The organism is Nocardia sp. NPDC052112 (assembly GCF_040680135.1).
Lineage (GTDB): Bacteria > Actinomycetota > Actinomycetes > Mycobacteriales > Mycobacteriaceae > Nocardia.
Genome location: NZ_JBFAWD010000002.1, coordinates 111,817 through 128,340, shown reverse-complemented (window position 1 = coordinate 128,340; position 16,524 = coordinate 111,817). Strand labels below are relative to the sequence as shown.

The 16,524-nt window shown below is 65.8% G+C and carries 16 protein-coding genes; 4 read left to right on the top strand and 12 right to left on the bottom strand.

Translation table 11 applies throughout. The features are described from left to right. Positions 1-65: 65 nt before the first annotated feature. The 3 genes from AB0L58_RS03920 (at position 66) to AB0L58_RS03910 (ending at position 3,345) form a co-directional block, all read left to right on the top strand. Positions 66-983 carry an NAD(P)H-binding protein gene (locus AB0L58_RS03920; RefSeq protein ID WP_364380620.1) on the top strand — a complete coding sequence of 306 codons (918 nt, stop codon included), beginning with the start codon at positions 66-68 and terminating at the stop codon, positions 981-983. A 242-nt stretch (positions 984-1,225) separates the two neighbouring features. After that, positions 1,226-2,860 carry an MDR family MFS transporter gene (locus AB0L58_RS03915; protein ID WP_364380617.1) on the top strand — a complete coding sequence of 545 codons (1,635 nt, stop codon included), beginning with the start codon at positions 1,226-1,228 and terminating at the stop codon, positions 2,858-2,860. Between the two features lie 53 nt (positions 2,861-2,913). After that, positions 2,914-3,345: a MarR family transcriptional regulator gene (locus AB0L58_RS03910; RefSeq protein WP_364380614.1), complete on the top strand. Its 432-nt coding sequence runs from the start codon at positions 2,914-2,916 to the stop codon at positions 3,343-3,345. Between the two features lie 42 nt (positions 3,346-3,387). On the opposite strand, the gene AB0L58_RS03905 is transcribed toward AB0L58_RS03910, so the two are convergent. The 12 genes from AB0L58_RS03905 to AB0L58_RS03850 all read right to left on the bottom strand — a co-directional run bounded on the left by AB0L58_RS03905 (position 3,388) and on the right by AB0L58_RS03850 (position 15,503). Beyond that, the gene (locus tag AB0L58_RS03905) at positions 3,388-4,623 is read right to left on the bottom strand and encodes a CoA transferase (protein WP_364380611.1); all 1,236 of its coding nucleotides are present in this window, start codon (positions 4,621-4,623) and stop codon (positions 3,388-3,390) included. A 21-nt stretch (positions 4,624-4,644) separates the two neighbouring features. Further along, positions 4,645-5,160 carry a hypothetical protein gene (locus tag AB0L58_RS03900; RefSeq protein ID WP_364380609.1) on the bottom strand — a complete coding sequence of 172 codons (516 nt, stop codon included), beginning with the start codon at positions 5,158-5,160 and terminating at the stop codon, positions 4,645-4,647. Further along, positions 5,157-5,912 (bottom strand): hypothetical protein, encoded by a 756-nt coding sequence (locus tag AB0L58_RS03895; protein ID WP_364380606.1) that lies wholly within the window; start codon positions 5,910-5,912, stop codon positions 5,157-5,159. Before AB0L58_RS03895 ends, AB0L58_RS03900 begins: the two co-directional genes overlap by 4 nt. Continuing rightward, positions 5,879-7,267 (bottom strand): MlaD family protein, encoded by a 1,389-nt coding sequence (locus tag AB0L58_RS03890; protein ID WP_364380603.1) that lies wholly within the window; start codon positions 7,265-7,267, stop codon positions 5,879-5,881. Before AB0L58_RS03890 ends, AB0L58_RS03895 begins: the two co-directional genes overlap by 34 nt. Then, on the bottom strand, positions 7,264-8,313 hold the full coding sequence (locus AB0L58_RS03885) for an MCE family protein (RefSeq protein ID WP_364380600.1): 1,050 nt from the start codon (positions 8,311-8,313) through the stop codon (positions 7,264-7,266). The genes AB0L58_RS03890 and AB0L58_RS03885 overlap by 4 nt, the downstream gene beginning before the upstream one ends. Further along, positions 8,310-9,545, bottom strand: a complete 1,236-nt coding sequence (locus AB0L58_RS03880) for an MCE family protein (RefSeq protein WP_364380597.1) — start codon at positions 9,543-9,545, stop codon at positions 8,310-8,312. The genes AB0L58_RS03885 and AB0L58_RS03880 overlap by 4 nt, the downstream gene beginning before the upstream one ends. Further along, the gene (locus tag AB0L58_RS03875; protein WP_364380594.1) at positions 9,542-10,567 is read right to left on the bottom strand and encodes an MCE family protein; all 1,026 of its coding nucleotides are present in this window, start codon (positions 10,565-10,567) and stop codon (positions 9,542-9,544) included. The genes AB0L58_RS03880 and AB0L58_RS03875 overlap by 4 nt, the downstream gene beginning before the upstream one ends. Next, entirely contained in the window at positions 10,564-11,580 is a 1,017-nt protein-coding gene (locus tag AB0L58_RS03870) for an MCE family protein (protein WP_364380591.1), read from the bottom strand. Before AB0L58_RS03870 ends, AB0L58_RS03875 begins: the two co-directional genes overlap by 4 nt. Then, positions 11,577-12,746, bottom strand: coding sequence for an MCE family protein (locus AB0L58_RS03865; protein ID WP_364380588.1), 1,170 nt, complete (start codon positions 12,744-12,746; stop codon positions 11,577-11,579). The genes AB0L58_RS03870 and AB0L58_RS03865 overlap by 4 nt, the downstream gene beginning before the upstream one ends. 3 nt (positions 12,747-12,749) lie before the next feature. Next, a complete protein-coding gene (locus AB0L58_RS03860) occupies positions 12,750-13,601 on the bottom strand; it encodes an ABC transporter permease (RefSeq protein ID WP_364380585.1) in 852 nt (283 codons plus the stop codon). Between the two features lie 5 nt (positions 13,602-13,606). Continuing rightward, the gene (locus tag AB0L58_RS03855) at positions 13,607-14,374 is read right to left on the bottom strand and encodes an ABC transporter permease (protein ID WP_364380582.1); all 768 of its coding nucleotides are present in this window, start codon (positions 14,372-14,374) and stop codon (positions 13,607-13,609) included. 301 nt (positions 14,375-14,675) lie between these two features. After that, complete coding sequence (locus AB0L58_RS03850) at positions 14,676-15,503, bottom strand: TetR/AcrR family transcriptional regulator C-terminal domain-containing protein (protein WP_364381746.1); 828 nt, start codon at positions 15,501-15,503, stop codon at positions 14,676-14,678. Between the two features lie 215 nt (positions 15,504-15,718). Here AB0L58_RS03850 and AB0L58_RS03845 point away from each other — a divergent pair, with 215 nt between their 5' ends. Further along, a complete protein-coding gene (locus AB0L58_RS03845; protein ID WP_364380579.1) occupies positions 15,719-16,516 on the top strand; it encodes an SDR family oxidoreductase in 798 nt (265 codons plus the stop codon). The last annotated feature ends 8 nt before the right edge of the window (positions 16,517-16,524 follow it).

Genomic DNA, 16,524 nt, shown 5'->3' with positions numbered 1-16,524 from the left:
ACCGACTCGTTTATCGTTGCTCGCGAGAAACTCGTGGACCCCGCTAGTCGATCGACACGGAGGACATGATGGTCGACGTCGATTATCTGGTCACCGGCGCTGGTGGCGGCACCGGCGGGGTGAGCCGTTCGGTCGTCGAACTACTGATCCGCGATGGCGCGAGCGTTCGGGCCATGGTCCACCGGCAGGACGACCGGGCCGACGCGGTGCGCGCACTCGGCGCGCAAGTGGTGGTCGGCGACCTCACCGAGCCCCGAGACGTGGTCTCCGCGATGCAGGGCGTGAAACGGATGTTCTTCAACATGGGTGTCTCGGAGTCCTATCTGAAAGCCGCGGCGGTTGTCTGCGCCGTCGGACGTGAAAACGGCGGACTCGAGACCATCGTGAACATGTCGCAGATGACGGTCTCCCAAATGACGTCGACCAGCACTGACGAGTCACACCAGCAGTGGCTGCACTGGCTGACCGAACAAGTGATGGATTGGTCCGGCCTGCCCGTCACCCACGTGCGGCCCACGGTATTCATCGACAACCCACTTTTCACGTTCCTCAACGCAGCCTCGGTCCGCGACCGCCACACCCTGGTGCTGCCCTTCGGTGACGGCCGCACCTCACCGATTGCCGCCAGCGACGTCGCCCGCGTTGTCGCCGCGATCCTGCGCGCACCACAGGATCATCAGCAGCATGTTTACGAGCTGACGGGGCCGCAGATCCTCGACGGCGACGGCCTGGCCCGAAGCTTTTCCCGGGCGCTGCAGTTTCCGGTGACGGTGGTCGAGGTGCCCTACGACGACTGGCTCGAGCAGGTCTTGAAACCTGTGGGCCTGCCGCCACACGTCGAGCAGCACATCGCCACCATGGCGCGGCTGCACCGCGCCGACCGGTACAACCGCATCACCGATGACGTCGAGCAAGTGATAGGTGAACCCGCAATGACGGTCGAGCAATACATCGCTGGCCATCGAGAGCGGTTCGGCGGCTAGCTCGCATCGCCATTGCGACATCGAATGTATTGCGGCACAAGGATTTCGACGACAGTTGAGTCCAGCCCGGAACTCCGGTGCCGGTCGGAATCGGGCACGGCGGTTTCCCGAGTATCTAGTTGCCTGGGGCAACGAATCTGATATGGTCGCCCAAGGCAACTATTGATCCGTGGGCGAGATTCGGACGTACCAGCGGATCGGGTGCCGAGTACCAGCTGCACCACAAGAGAATGAGGCCGACCTTGTCGCAGATCTCGCAGGACGTCGACCAGGTGAACAGCGCCGCCGCTTCGTCGATCGCGATACATCCGCAGCCCGGCGGTCCGATGTCACACCGCCAGATCATGGAAACGCTGGCCGGATTGTTGACCGGAATGTTCGTGGCCATCCTGTCCTCGACGATCGTGACCAACGCGCTGCCGACGATCATCTCCGATCTGCATTCGGGCCAGACCGCCTACAGCTGGGTGATCACCTCGACCCTCTTGGCGATGACGGTGACCACGCCGATCTGGGGCAAGCTATCGGATCTGGTCGACAAGAAGCTCCTCGTCCAGATCAGCCTGGTCATCTTCGTCGTCGGCTCGATCATCGCGGGTCTGGCGGCCAATGCCGGACAGTTGATCGCGGCGCGGGCGATTCAGGGTGTCGGGGCCGGTGGTATGACGGCGCTCACCCAGACCATCCTGGCGGTCATGGTCTCGCCGCGCGAACGCGGCCGCTACGGCGGTTATATGGGTGGTTTGTTCGCCGTCGGCACCGTCGTCGGGCCACTGGTGGGCGGTGCCATCGTGGACACCTCCTGGCTGGGCTGGCGGTGGTGCTTCTTCATCGGCGTCCCGATCGCCGCGATCGCATTGGTGGTGCTGCAGAAGACGATGCGTCTGCCGATGGTCAAGCGGCAGACGAAGGTGGATTGGTTGGGTGCGCTGCTCGTGGCCGCCGCCACCTCGGTGCTGCTGATCTGGGTCTCGTTCGCCGGCGACAAATATGCCTGGCTGTCCTGGCAGACCGGCGTGATGATCGGTGGCACTGTGGTGTTGGGCGCGTTGTTCCTGCTGACGGAGTCGAAGACGAGCGAGCCGATCATCCCGCTGCACCTGTTCGGCAATCGCACCATCGTGCTGGCCGTCGCGGGCTCGCTGGCCGCCGGGGTGGCCATGTACTCCGGCACCACATTCCTCAGTCAGTTCTTCCAGTTGGCGCGCGACGAGTCACCGACCGCGGCCGGTTTGCTCACCCTGCCGATGATCTTCGGTCTGGCTGTAATCTCTATCGTGTCAGGACGATTGATCGCCCGGACCGGTCGCTGGAAGATCGTCTTGGTCGTCGGCAGCGTGCTCACGGTGGCCGGTGTGACAGCGTTGGGCACAGTACGCGCCGACACTCCCTACGGGCTGCTGGCCGTATACATGTTCTGCGTTGGCGCAGGAGTCGGCATGACCATGCAGAACCTGGTCGTCGCCGTACAGAACCAAGTCCGGATCCACGAAATCGGCGCGGCGAGTGCGACCGTCGCGTTCATGCGATCCCTCGGTGGTGCGATCGGTGTCTCCGCATTGGGTGCGATCATGGCGAACAGGATCACCGACTACACCGAGACCGGTCTGGCCGGACTGGGTGTCGGCGGCAGCGGCACCCATTCGGGCAGCAGCCTGCCCACCCTGTCCACGCTGTCGGCCCCGGTCCGCTCCGTCGTGGAAGACGCCTTCGGACACGGCATCGCCGATGCCTTCCTCTGCACCGCGCCACTGGCCCTGCTCGCGCTGATCGCTGTCCTGTTCATCCGGGAGGTCCCGCTTCGCACCACAGTCGGTCCGGACCCAGCGGTCGACGCGGCCGCGGCGCGGACCGACGGTAAAGTCGGCCACTCCTGAGTAGGCGGACAACCACGTCCGCGTCAGTCGGCGCTGTGGAGGTGGGTACGACGGTGAACGACACCATCGACGAGATCGAGCAACAGCTCATCGTGGCGTTGCGGCGCAGCCGCCGGACTTCATTCGAATCCGCCGAACGTGTCCACCCCGGTCTCGAACCCGCCGCATATGCCTTCCTGATGCGGCTCGACGCGATCGGCCCCAGTCGTCCCAGCGACCTGGCCGCCTATTTCCGCATCGGGAAAGCCACCACCGGACGCCAACTTTCGGCACTCGAAGACCTCGGCCTGATCGTTCGGCGGCCCGACCCCGACGACGGCCGCGCCCAACTGCTCGCGCTGACCACCCTTGGCAAGCAGCGTTTGGACGCGACCCGTGCCACCCGCCGTCAAGCGTTGCACGAACGACTGTCGAGCTGGGCCGAGCACGATCTCGCGACGCTCGCCGAACTCCTGCGCCGTTTCAACGCCGAATTCGGCGACTGAGGCCGGATGGTGGCGGTGGTCGTTGGTGCGCGGCGACCAGCGTCATCGCTCGGTTCGTGCCGGGGCCCCGTTCGCGACGATCGACGACATGTGCAGCGCCGCAATCGATTCGGGAGACAGTCCGAGGCGATCCCGCAAGACGGATTCGGTATGTTCGCCGAGTCGGGGTGCGGGGCGGGCGGGAATGTGTGCACCGTTCACCGAGATCGGGGAACCGGGGGCGAGGTATTCGCCGATCTGGGGCTGCTGGAGCAGGGTGAACAGGGGGTTCGCGGTGATGCGCGGGTCGATCGCGAGTTCGTCGAAACTGCGGTAGCGCTCCCAGAGCACCGATGTTTTCGCCAGGGCGGTGCCGATCTCCTGGGCGGGGCGGTCGCGGAACCACGGGGTGAACAGTCCGGTCAGTACGTCGCGATGACGGTAGCGCGTGCCCTCGTCGGTGAAGTCCGCTGTCAGCGCGGTGGCTAGCGCCTCGACCGCCGCGGTGCTGCCGGTCAGCTCGGTGAGATCACGAAAGTGCCTGGGGGTCAGGGCGACCACCATGAAGGAGACGCCGTCGGCGCTGGTGAAGTGCTGACCGTACTGGCCGTAGATGGCATTGCCCGAGCGCGGGCGTTGCCGCCCGCACAGTGCCGCCTCGGTGAGGAAGCCGAGGTTGCCCACCGTGGCCAGCGCGACGTCCTCCAATGCGAGGGTGATCCGGCTGCCCTGTCCGGTCGCGTCCCGGTGGCGCACGGCCGCGGTGACCGCCAGCGCCGCGTGCACACCGCAGAGCAGATCCCACGCGGGCAGCACATGATTGATCGGGCCTTCGTGATCGGCGGGCCCGGTGACGAGCGGAAATCCGGTGGCGGCGTTGACGGTGTAGTCGACGGCGGCCGAACCGTCGGCGCGGCCGAGTATCTCCAGATGGATCAGGTCTGGTCGGGTCGCGGCGAGCGTGTCGTAGTCGAGCCAATCCCGCCCGGCCGCGTTGGTGAGCAGGATGCCTGCGCCGGTGATCAGGCGGGTGACGAGCAGTTGCCCGGCCGGTGCGCGCAAATCGGCGGTGACGGAGCGCTTTCCCTTGTTGAGACCGGTCCAATAGATGCTCGCGCCATCGTCGGTGAGCGGCCATCGGTGATAGTCGGCCGCACCGCCGATCGGGTCGATACGGATGACGTCCGCGCCGAGCTGGGCCAGGGTCATACCGGCCAGCGGCGCGGCGACGAAGCTGGAGATCTCCACGATGCGCACACCGGCCAGTGGCTGCGCCGGGGAGGTCGCGGGATTCGGCAAATGACATCATCCTCTCGCGGGCTAGAGCGGCGCCATACCGCTGACCAGCCAATGGTCGTCGTGCTTCTCGACGGTGACGGTAACCCGGCTGGAACTGGTGGTCGGCGCGGGCACGGCCGTGCTGATGGTCACCTGGTCGATGAACATCAGTACCGTCACACGGTCGGTGGACGCCGACGTTACGCCCGCTGATACGACCCGCGCTCTGGTGCTCACGCCCTTCTCCTTGGCTACCGGCACGATCGTCTTGCTCACCAGATTGTGGTAGTCGTCCTGGAACGAACCGGTGAGTCCCGCGACGGTGGTGAGATCCCTGTCGACCGTGGCCGAGGTATAGCTGAGCATTGCCGCGACCGTCTCGCGGGCGGCGGCCGGCGCGTCGCGGCGCGCGGCCGCCATGGCGGCGTCGTGCCGATTGTCTCGCACGAGCAGCACCGCCGCGACTGTCAGTGCCACAATCACGGCTGCCAGCAATGGAAACATACAGAGCCGCAACATGTTTCGTATGCGGCTGATGAGGACGGATCGATCGGTCACGGCACGAACTCCACGTTGGACACCTTCGGGGTGCCGTCGACTTCTTTTATTTTCACGCTGAACCGATAGGAGCGTTGTTCCTGCTGTCGAGTCTGCGTGTTGGTGACCTGTGCGTTCGCGGCGACGAAGACGGTGATGGTGCCGTCGTCCGAAGCCTCGGCGCCGTCGTCTGCGGAGACCGCCGCGGCAACGACCTCGCCGGTGGACAGCACGTCGGCATCCCGGATGGCCTGCAGGTAGTTCCCGGACCGGCTGTGCAGGTCGTCCGCGAACGGCGCGGTGGTGATTTCGCTGAGGCGAGCGAAATCCGAATCGGCGCTGTCGTGGCGGATATTGATCAGAGCGGCGACACCGCGCCGGGCGGTATCGACCATGGCGGCTTGGTGATTCGCGGTGGCCTCGGTCCGCCGATGCTCGCGCAGCGCGAGTACCGTCACCGTGGTCGCGGCGACCAGCGCGACGACGGCGAGCACGACCGCGGCGATGCGAAAACTCTTGCGCCCCAGCTTCGGACGAGCAAGCCGAGGTCGCGGTATGCGGGGGAGTCGGCGGGGTCGTGCGAGTGTCGGTTCAGCCGTTCGTTCGGCGGTGGCCGGCATGTTCGCTTCGGCGTCCGGGTGGTTCGGGGCCTCCCTCGGCGGCCCGGTCGGGCGGGTGGCCCGCCGCCGCGACGGAGGTTCGGTCACCGATACGGACGTGGCCGGAGTGTCGGTCGCGGTCAGGGAATCGGAGCGGTCAACAGTGAGGTCCATGACGCTTCCTGGGAGGCTGGTCGGTTCGGTTCCGGGGTGATGTCGATGTGGCGGTAGGGATTACCGTCCGGTGTCAGATACATGGGGCTGCCGGGCAGATAGCGGGCGACTCCCGCGGGTGAGGGGCCCAACTCGAAGGGGCCGTTGTTTCCGGAGGGCGGGACCACACCGTTGCGGCACTGCTCGGGGGTGGCGGCGCGGACACCCGGATTTTCCAGGCACGGCAGGTTCCGTGTGCCGCGCACGGCGAACTGTGAATCCTGCGGGACGTTGCAGTACAGATTGGGCGGGGTATCGGGGGTGCTGAAGTCGGTGGGGCTGCGTCGCTCGTCCGCGGAGAGATATCCGGTGGTGCAGGCGGCGGGATCCTGAAGCTCCACGGAGAACACGACATTGGCGCCGCCGTCGGCGGCACCGCGTGCGCCGGCGGTGTTCTCGGCGGCGATCAGCGGCGGCAGCAGGACCAGGATCTGCTCGATGGCGGGGTTGTACGTGAGGGCGACCTGGCCCACGGTGGTCAAGTTGGCCAGCAGCAGTGGCAGTGTCGGCGCCAGGTTCTGGAACAGTTGGTTGACATCGTCGGCCGCGGCCGGACCGCGTTCCAGAATATTGCGCACGGCGGGGTCGGCGGTGCGCATCTGTTCGGTGAGATAAGCCAGATTCGCTGTCCAGTCGCGGATTTCGGTGCTGCTGACCACCTGTGTGTTCAGCAGCGGGGTGAGTTGCTGAACGAGGGTGGTGAGGGCGTCGCCATTGGCGGCCATGGCATCGATGAAGGTGACGGTGGAATCCAGCAGGCTCGCCAGATCCCTTCCCGCACCGCCGAATCCGCGCGCGGACTCGTTGAGCACCGTGCGCAGGGTGTCGGGTGGGAGCGAGGCGAGGATCGCGCGGGTCTGCTCCAGGATGGGGCCGATCCGGTCGGCGACTCGCACCCGGTCGACGCCGATTTTGTCGCCGTCGCGCAGGAACGGCCCGTGGTCGACCGCGGGTTGCAGGTCGACGTACTGTTCGCCGATCGCCGACATGCTGCGCACCCGTGCGGTCAGATCGGCGGGTACGGCGACCGAGTCGATGAGCGACAGCGTGGCGGTGACTCCGGTGGGTGCCAGGTCGACGGAGGTGACGCGGCCGATCGTATGCCCGTCGTAGGTGACATTGGCATTGCGGTAAAGGCCACCGGCCCTGGGCAATTCGACGGTGACTCGATAGCGGCCGATATCGAGTGCCGCGGGAATCCGCAGGTAGTAGATGCCGGTGAAGGTCGTCGACACCAGCGCGATGATCGTGAAGACGATCAGCTGGTTGCGGACGAGGCGGGACGTACGCCCACTCGTCGTCGAGTCGGTTCTCATCGGCCGCCTCCGGTCGTCGGTGGGGCCGCAAACGGGGTTCCGAACAGCAGGCCCTGCTGCAGCCGCGGCAACGTGAGATCCGCTTCCGCCCAGAGGTTCATGTAGTCGCCGCGGACGCCGTTGGTAATGGCGACCGGCGGGAACGGGAAGGTGGCGAGCTGGTTGATATTGGCGACGAGATCGTCCCCGGTTTCGGCGATCTGCCGCAGAGTCGGCGCGAGGTTGGCCAGGTTCTGCTTCAGGTCCCCGTGGATCTGTCGTACCAGGGCGGTTCCGGCGTCGCCGAAACGTGTCAGTGCGGCGAAGGCCTCGGTGAGGTCGCGCCGCTGGGCGTCGAGTACGCCGAGCGCGGGGTCGATGGCGGCGACGGCCCGGCCGATGGAGTCGTTGTCGCGGGACAGCTGAGCGGCGAACCTGTCGAGATTGTCCAGGGTGGCGGTGATCGCATCGCGCTGCGAATCCACCTCGCCCAGTAGCGTATTCATCCCGTCGAGCACATTGCCGATCGAATCCTCGTGTCCGGCAATTGCCTTGGTGGTTTCGGTCACGATGGTCTGCAGATGTCCCAGCCCGCCGCCGTTGAGCACCATGGACAGCGCCGCGAGCGTCTGTTCGGTGGTCGGGTAGTTGCCCGCTCGTTCGAGCGGGATCACACTGCCTTCGATCAGGGTGCCCTGCGGGTCGGCCGGTGCGGTGAGTTCGAGGTGGGTCGAGCCCAGCAGGCTGGTCTGCCCGATGGTGGCGGTGGCATTGGCGGGCAGTACGACGGAGCCGTTCAACGCCACGGTCACCCGCGCGTGCCAATCCTCGGTGGTGATCGTCGTGATGGTGCCGACTTCGACGTCGTCGACCAGTACGGGGGAGTTCGCAGTGATGGTGGTGACATCCGGCATCTCGATGATCACGTGGTAGCTGCCGGGGCCGTGGCCCTGCGTCCCGGGCAGCGGCAGCGAATTCAATCCGGTCCACTGGCATCCGGACATCGTGGCGCACAGTGCGATTCCGCACAGCAGTGCCATGGGACGGTGGTGGCGGGCGATGTTCATCGTGGCTGTCCCGGCAGTAGTAACTGCTGCAATTCCGGTGGGCTGTAGACGAGTTGGCCGGGGCCGACGCTGGTGCCGATAGTCGGGTTGATGTTCACCGGCGGATAGTTCATCCGGAGCGTATTCAGTAGTGGCCCGAGGTATTGCGCGCACAGCTGGGCTCCTTGTTCGGAGGTGGCGTTCGCGAGGGCGGCGATGCCGCCGCAGATGAAATTGATGGGGTTGCCGAAGTTCTGGGGTCCTACAACTCCGGTCATCGCACCCTGTCCGGGGTTGTAGGTGTTGTAGTAGTTCGACAGCGCGGTGGGTGCGCGGTGTAGCACGGTCTCCATCGCATCGCGCTGGGCGACGATCACATCGGTGGCGTCGACCAGCTGGCGCACTTGGGTGGTCAGTCCGTCGCGGTGCGCGGTGACGAATGCCTGGATGTCACCGATGGCGGTGTCCAGGGTGGTCAGCGCGGTCGACAGATCGCTGCGATTGCCGGCCAGCACCTCGGTGACCGATGCGAGCCTGCCCTGGAATACGACTATCTGCTGTTCGCTGGCCGCCAGTGCGGTGGTGAACGCCTGGAGATTGCGGACGGTGCCGAACAGGTCCCCGCTGCCCGCCGACAGCGTCGACATGGCGGCGGAGAGCTGGTCGAGACTGGCCCGCAGGGTGTCGCCGTTGCCATTCATCGCCGCGGCGGCGGATCCGAGAAATCGGGCGCCGGGGCCGGTGGGGTCATCGGGCCGCGGCGCCAGCGCGCTGGTGACCCGCGTCAACTGCTCCTCGACCTGATCCCACTCGACCGGGACGGCGGTGTGGTCGATCGGGATATCGACCTCCTGACCGACGCTGGGGCCGCTGGTCCAGGCGGGGGTGAGCTGGATGAATCGAGCGGCGACCAGGCTCTGGGCCATGATCACCGCCTTTGCGTCGACCGGTAACCGCAGCGTCCGCGGCAGTCGCATGCGCACGGTGAGTTCGGTGCCATGTGGCTCTATGGCCTCGATGGTGCCCACCTTCACCCCGACCACGCGTACCTCGTCACCGACGTACAAACCGCTGGTGGAGGTGAAATGCGCGGTCACGGTGTAGTAGCGCGATCGCTGGACGAGGTGGTATCCGGCGACCACGACGGCGAACGCCAGCGCGGCGGCGGTGAGCCGGAGCAGCCGCTGTCTGCGGGGTGTGCGGGCAGCGCCGGTTCGAATTCCGAAGGCGCCGTGGCGAATTCGAGCGATCATCGGACCTGTGGGATCGGTAGGGGTGCCGGTGGGAGACCGAGCACCATATTGATCAGGGGCTGTGTGTAATCGGCGGGGACGATGTTCTGCAGGTACGCGTAGAAGTAGGGCCCGCTGGCGACGGCATCGCCGAGCGTGCCGATATACATGGACAGACCCTGGAGACTCTTCGCGACGTTGTCGCGGTTGTTGTTCAGCACCGTCAAGACCTGCCCGAGTTTGTCCAGGGCCGGAGCCAGGTCGGCGTCGGTGTCGTGGACCAGGCCGGACAGTTGCCGCGACAGCTGGTCGATCCCGGTGATGAGCCCGCCCAGTGCCGCGCTGCGGGTTTGTAATTCCCCGAGTAGCGAATTACCGTCGAGCAGTAGGGAATTCACCTGTGGCCCACGCTTCGCCAGTACCGATGTCACCTGTTCGGCATTGGCGAGCAGCCCCCGCAACGCGGTGTCGCGCTGGTTGACCGATTCGGCGAGGCGTCGCATACCGTCCAGGGCGGGCCGTACCTGCGGCGCCGCCGCCGAGAGCACGTCGGAGGCGCTGTCGAGCGCGCGGGTCAACTGGTTGAGGTCGATATCCCGGATGGCCGTGGTGGCCTCGTTCAGGATGGTTGGCAGCGTGTAACCGGAGCGAGTCCGGTCGAGTGGGATGGTGTCGCCGGTGCGCAGACGCCCCACGCCGGCCGGGGCAAGTTCGACGGCGCGCCGACCCAGTAGTGATGTGGTCTTGATGGTGGCGGTGGTCGCGTCACCGAGCGCGATCTGCGGGTCGGCGGTGAAGGTGATCCGCGCGCGACCGCTGTCCACCGTCATGTCAGTGACGGTGCCGACCCGCACTCCCGCGGCCGAGACGTCATCGCCGACGTGCAGACCACTCGCGTCGTCGAACAGCGCACCGTACCGCGGCGGCTGGCCGGTGAGCAGCGGGATCTTGTCGAATTGCAGGGATACCAGGCAGATCGCCGCGGTGAGGATGATGCCGATGAGGCCGATGCGACCGGCTTCGCGCTGGGAGAGTCGTTTCATTTCTGAGCGCACCTGCCGGTCTGCTGGTCGGTCATATCGATGACCACCGGGTGGCCGTCCGCGCCGGTCAGCTTGAACGACAGGCCGCACAGATAGAAGTTGAAGAAGGACCCGTAGGTGCCCATGCGGATCAGCTTGCGGTAGTCGTCCGGGAGCCGGTTGAGCACCTCGTCGAGGGTGTCGATGTGGTTGGTGGTCGGTGTGAGCGCGGCGTTCAACTGGATGACCGTCGCGGACAGATCGGGGCGCACGTCGGTGAGCAGGCCGGTGAACGCGTCGGCGGCGCCGTCGAGGCTGTCGACGGCGTGCCCGAGGATGTCCCGGTCCTGCGCCAGACCCGACACCAGCTGCTGGAGATGGTCCAGCGTGCTACTGAATTGATCACCGCGGGAAGCGATCTCGGTGAGGACCGTATTCAGGTTGGTGATCACCCGTCCGATGACCTGATCGCGATCGGCCAGTGTGGCGGTCACCGACCCGACCCGGTTCAGCACATCCGCGATGGTTCCCGCGCGCCCCTGGAAGATCTCGAGCAACGCCATCGATAGCTCGTTGACCTGTCGCGGGTCCAGCGCTTTCAGCAGGGGATGGAATCCGCCGAGCAGGGCGTCCAGGTCGAGTGCTGGCGCGGTGTTGGGCGGTTGGATTGTGCCGCCCACTGCCAGCGGCGTGGTGTCCGGACCGCGCTGCAGTTCGAGGTAGCGGTTGCCGACGAGGTCCTCGTATCGGATGGCGGCTCGCGTGGAGGTGGTCGGGCGGTCGTTCGTGGTGATCGAGAAGTCGATGTGGGCGCGGTGGTCCGCGCCGTAGCGCACCGATCCGACCGATCCGACCGGGACTCCCGCGATGCGGACCTTCGCGCCGGGACGCATTCCGGACGCATCGGTGAATACAGCGTGATAGCTGCGCGAGCCACCGGCGTCGACCTGTGTGAAGACCAGGATCATCGCGCCGTTCACCAGGAGCATGACCAGCACGAAGATGCCCAGTTTCACCATGCGGGATCGGTTCATCGGGCATCTCCGAGGCCGAGCAGGTAGCTGACGAGGTCCGGGGTCCGTAATCCGATCGCCTGCCGTTCGGGCCGGTACGGATTCGCGCCGGTGTCGGTGACCATGTACGGCACGTTGACGACCGGGTCGGTGCCGGGCAGCCCCATACAGTTCGGCCCACCGGTCGCGTTGACCTTGGGTAGATCTTCCGGATAGTGGTACGGCGTCGCGCCCGGTATGAGCCCGGCGAACATCTTGATGCCCGGTTGCCCAGAGTAGGCGTCCGGGTTGGACGCGTTGCCCGCGGTGATTCCCTTGAATACGCACGGGATCCCGGGCGAGTACAAGGCCAGCAGCGCGGTGCTGGGGTCCAGCAGCCGCAGCACGTCCGCGAGACCGGAACCGTTGTGCGCCAGCAGATCCGAGCCCGTATTCGACAAGGTCGTGGTGCTGCCGAGCAGCGCCGCCAGTTGGCGCTGTTCGTCGACCACCGATTTGCTCGTCGTGGTCAGTGCGTCCACCGTGCGCAGCAGATCCGGTGCGGTGTCGGCGTAGAGCTGCGTGGTCGGTGCGGCCGTGCGCAGCAACTCGGCGAGTCCGGGATCGGCCGCATTCAATTGCGCGATTACACCGGCGGCGTGGTCGATTGCCGCGCCGAGCCGGTCACCGCGGCCCTGCAGTGCCTGGGCCAGCGCACCGAGGGTGGCCTCGAGTTGTGCGGGGTCGACCACGCGCAGCAGGTTGGTGAGTTGTTCGAAGACGGTATTGATTTCGACGGTGACGCGCGAAATATCGATCTCCGTGGCGGGGGCCAGTCGTTCGGCGACTGCCGGGACGGGCGCGTCGAGGCTGACGAACTTCGCGCCGAAGACGGTGTTGGAGGTGATCTCGGCGGTGACATCGGCCGGAATCGACGCCAGCGCCGAACGATGCAGGCGCAGGGTCAGCCGGGCGTGATCGGCGCCGTAGTCGATCGCGGTGACCTCGCCGACGTCGACGCCGGTCATGGTGACCTTGGCGCCGCGGTCCATGACCAGCCCCGCACGGTCAGCGATCACTGTGACCGTCGCCCAGTCGTCGAAGCGCTGCTGGTAGCTGCCCCGGACCAGCCAGCCGACGACCACCGTCGTCGCGACCAGTCCCAATACTGCCAGTTTCGGTATTGCGTGCCGTGCCAAAGGAATCATGCGCTATCCCGAAAGATGGAAATTGCCGGTGCCGCCGTACAGCGCGAGTGACACCAGGAGCACGACGAGGACCACCATGATCAGCGACATCCGCACCGCGCGCCCGACCGCCGCCCCGACTCCCGCAGGCCCACCCGCGGCGGTGAATCCGTAATGGGTGTGGATCAGCATCACCAGCATCGCGATCGCAATCGCCTGCACGACCGACCATGCCACGTCGACCGGATTGAGGAAGGTGGCGAAGTAGTGGTCGTACAGCCCGGGTGACTGCCCGAAGATCACCACGGTGGTGAACCGGCCCGCCAGGAACGAGGCCGCCAGTGCCAGCGAGTAGAGCGGCACGATCGTGATCATGCCCGCCGCGACCCGGGTGCTCACGACATAGGGCACCGGCCGGATGGCCATTGACTCGAGCGCGTCGATTTCCTCGGCGATCCGCATAGCCCCGATCTGTGCCGTCGCCCCGGCCCCGAGCGTCGCCGACAAGGCGATCCCGGCGATCACCGGCACCGCGATCCGCACATTGATGAATGCCGACAGGAATCCGGACAGTGCCTCGATTCCGATATTGCCCAGTGAGCTGAACCCCTGGATCGCGATGGTACTTCCGGTCGCCAGGGTCATGAATCCGACGATCGCCGCGGTTCCGCCGATCATCGCCAGGGCGCCACTGCCCATACTGATTTCGGCCACCAGGCGCAGGGTCTCGCCGGGATGCCTGGCCACCGCGCCGGGAACCTGGACAATTGCCTTGCCGTAGAAGATGATTCGCGCGCCGATGGCGTCGATTTCACGGTTCCAGCGGCCCAGTCGCTGCCGCGCAAGGACGAATTTGCCGGTATCGGCAACAGGCATCGACATCACTTCCCAGAGAATCGGATTCCGGCGGCGGTCACGACGGTGTTCACCACGAAGAGGGCGATGAACGCGTAGACGACGGTTTCGTTGACCGCCTGCCCGACGCTTTTCGGGCCACCGGACACCGACAAACCGCGGTAGCACGCCACCAGCCCGGCGATCAGTCCGAACAGCATGGCCTTGACTGCGGAGATGGCCAACTCGGTCGACCCGGTCAGCAATGTGACACCGGCGGCGAACGCTCCCGGATTCACGCCCTGCAGCAATACCGAGAACACGAATCCGCCCGTGATGCCGATGGCGCACACCAGCCCGTTGAGCAGGACCGCGATCATCGTCGAGGCCACCACCCGCGGAATCACCAGCCGTTCGATGGGGTCGATGCCGAGCACCTCCATGGCCGCGATCTCCTCGCGGATGACTCGCGACCCCAGATCCGCGCACATCGCCGTCGCCCCCGCACCGGCCACGATCAGTACCGTCACCATCGGGCCGACCTGGGTGACCGCGCCGAATGCCGCACCCGCCCCGCTCATGGTGGCCGCACCGATCTCGCGTAACAGGATATTGAGGGTGAAGCTCACCAGCACGGTGAACGGCACCGCCACCAGAATGGTCGGTAAAAGCGACACCCGCGCCAGCATCCAGCTCTGCTCGACGAATTCCCCGAACCGGAACCGCGTCGTCACCAGGCCCCGTCCGACCTCGGCGATCATGGCGAAGAACTGACCGACTTCCCGAACCGGCGCGTTCAGCCGTTCTAGTTCCATCGATCCTCCACCGGGGCGCACGGTGCTGTGGGTGATACAGGCACCGAGCTGGTCGAATATCTAACTATTGCGCTTACAGTGTGACCGACGATACATCATGGCAAGGGTCTTGCCCAGGAGTTTGCGATGAATCTTGTCCTGGTCTTCGCGCGGAATTACGGCAGGCGAAAGCGCACTGTCTCTGGACGTGCGGAACGACAACAGAGTACGGCGACCGGAGATGTCGCCACCTGCTGGCCGAGCCGTCTGGGATGTCGTCGGTAGAAACGGCCGGAAATCGCTGAGTTCCGAAGGTGGGTGACTACTTCGCCGCGGTGGCCTTGGGTGGACGGCGCGCAGCGGGCGACTTCGCCGCCGCTGCCTTCTTGGCGGGTGCCTTTTTAGCGGGTGCCTTCTTGGCGGGTGCTTTCATGGCCTTCGCGCGCGATCCCGACTCGAGTAACCGGCTCGCCTGTTCGAGAATGCAGTCGAGGCCGTACTCGAAATTCCGATCGTCGGGTGTTCCGGTGTGCAGGCCCGTCGAACTCGCTTCCGCCAGCAGCGGTGTGGTGTCGGGCGAGATGGCAAGGCTGTCGTAGTACGCGCCCGCGCCGGACCCCGATTCCTTGTTCTTGTCGGAGAGACGTTGCAGCACAACCGATCCGCGTATATGCAGCTGAATCGCGGAGTAGGTCGTGACGGCGTCGTCGAGCGACAGCCCGGCCTCGACCAGATTGGCGATGACTTCCTCGGTCTGCCGTGCGCCCAGTTGCGCGGCTGCTGGGCTCAGCGCCGACCTGATGAGGATCAGATCGCAGAGAATGGGATTGCCGTTGAACGTCGCCCGCATCGTGCGGGCGTGATTGCGCAGCGATTCCCGCCAGTCGCTGGCATCGACGAAAGGCGTGACGAAGGTGGCGTACTGGCGCAGCGCGCGGTCGGTCATGGCGTTGAGCAGTTCGTCCTTCTTGCGGAAGTACCAGTAGATGCTCGTGACGCCGACGTCGAGGTGTTTGGCCAGCATTGGCATGCTCAGGTTGTCCAGCGACACCTGATCCGCGAGCTCGAACGCACCGTCGAGGATGTCCCCGGGATTGAGGGACCCGCGCTCACGCCGCGGCCGTTTCTCCGCGGCTGCCCGCTTCGCCATATTTGCGACCACCTCCGTGAAGTCCGCTCCGACGCAATCGTTTCCCGATCTCGGGAAACCGACAGCAACAGCCATCGTACCTATAACCGTAAATCCTACTGCGATGCCTTCTATCGGCGCGTCGCGGCCCATCGACGCGGCGTGGGTGTCGCGCCCACATACCGATATAGATACAGTATGTGTATCTATAAGAGCGCGACGGAGGCGGTGCCGCAATGGATCTGGGATTGGCCGACGCGGCAGCGGTGGTGGTCGGCGGTAGCCGCGGCATGGGCTTGGCCACCGCCCGCTGCCTGGCCGACGAAGGCGCTCGGGTGGCGGTGCTCGGACGCTCCCGCCGGGACCTCGATGACGCGGTCGAGGACCTGACCCACCGCGGCAGTCCGGACGCCATCGGACTGGTCGCGGACGTGCGCGATGCCGATCAGATCGCTGCCGCATTCGCCGAACTGGGGCAGCGCTGGCACGGCGAACTCAATGTGCTGGTCAATACAGTCGGGCCGACTGTGCAGGGCGGGTTCGACATCCTCACCGACGAACAGTGGCTCGAGGCCGTCGAGGATGGCGTGCTGTCGATGGTGCGCAGTGTCCGTGCGGGGCTGCCGTTGCTCCGCAAGGCCGAATGGGCGCGGATAGTCAACTTTTCGGCGCATTCGACGCAGCGGCAGAGCATTCCGCTGGCGGCCTATACCGCGGCGAAGGCGATGGTGACGAGTGCGTCCAAGAATCTGTCGCTGCTGCTGGCATCGGACGAGATTTTGGTGAATGTGGTCTCCCCGGGCACCTTCGTGACTCCGGCGCTGGTGGATTGGGCCCACTCGGTCGGCGTCGAGAGCGATGATCCGTATCGGCTGATGGCCGAGATCTCCAAGCATTACGGCCATCCCGCGCAGCTGCCCCGCGCGGGTCGGCCCGAAGAGATCGGTCCGGTCGTCGCCTTTCTCGCCTCGCGCCGCAATTCGTATATGACCGGTGCGAATATCAATGTCGACGGTGGTTCGGATTTCACCTGAGCCCGAGC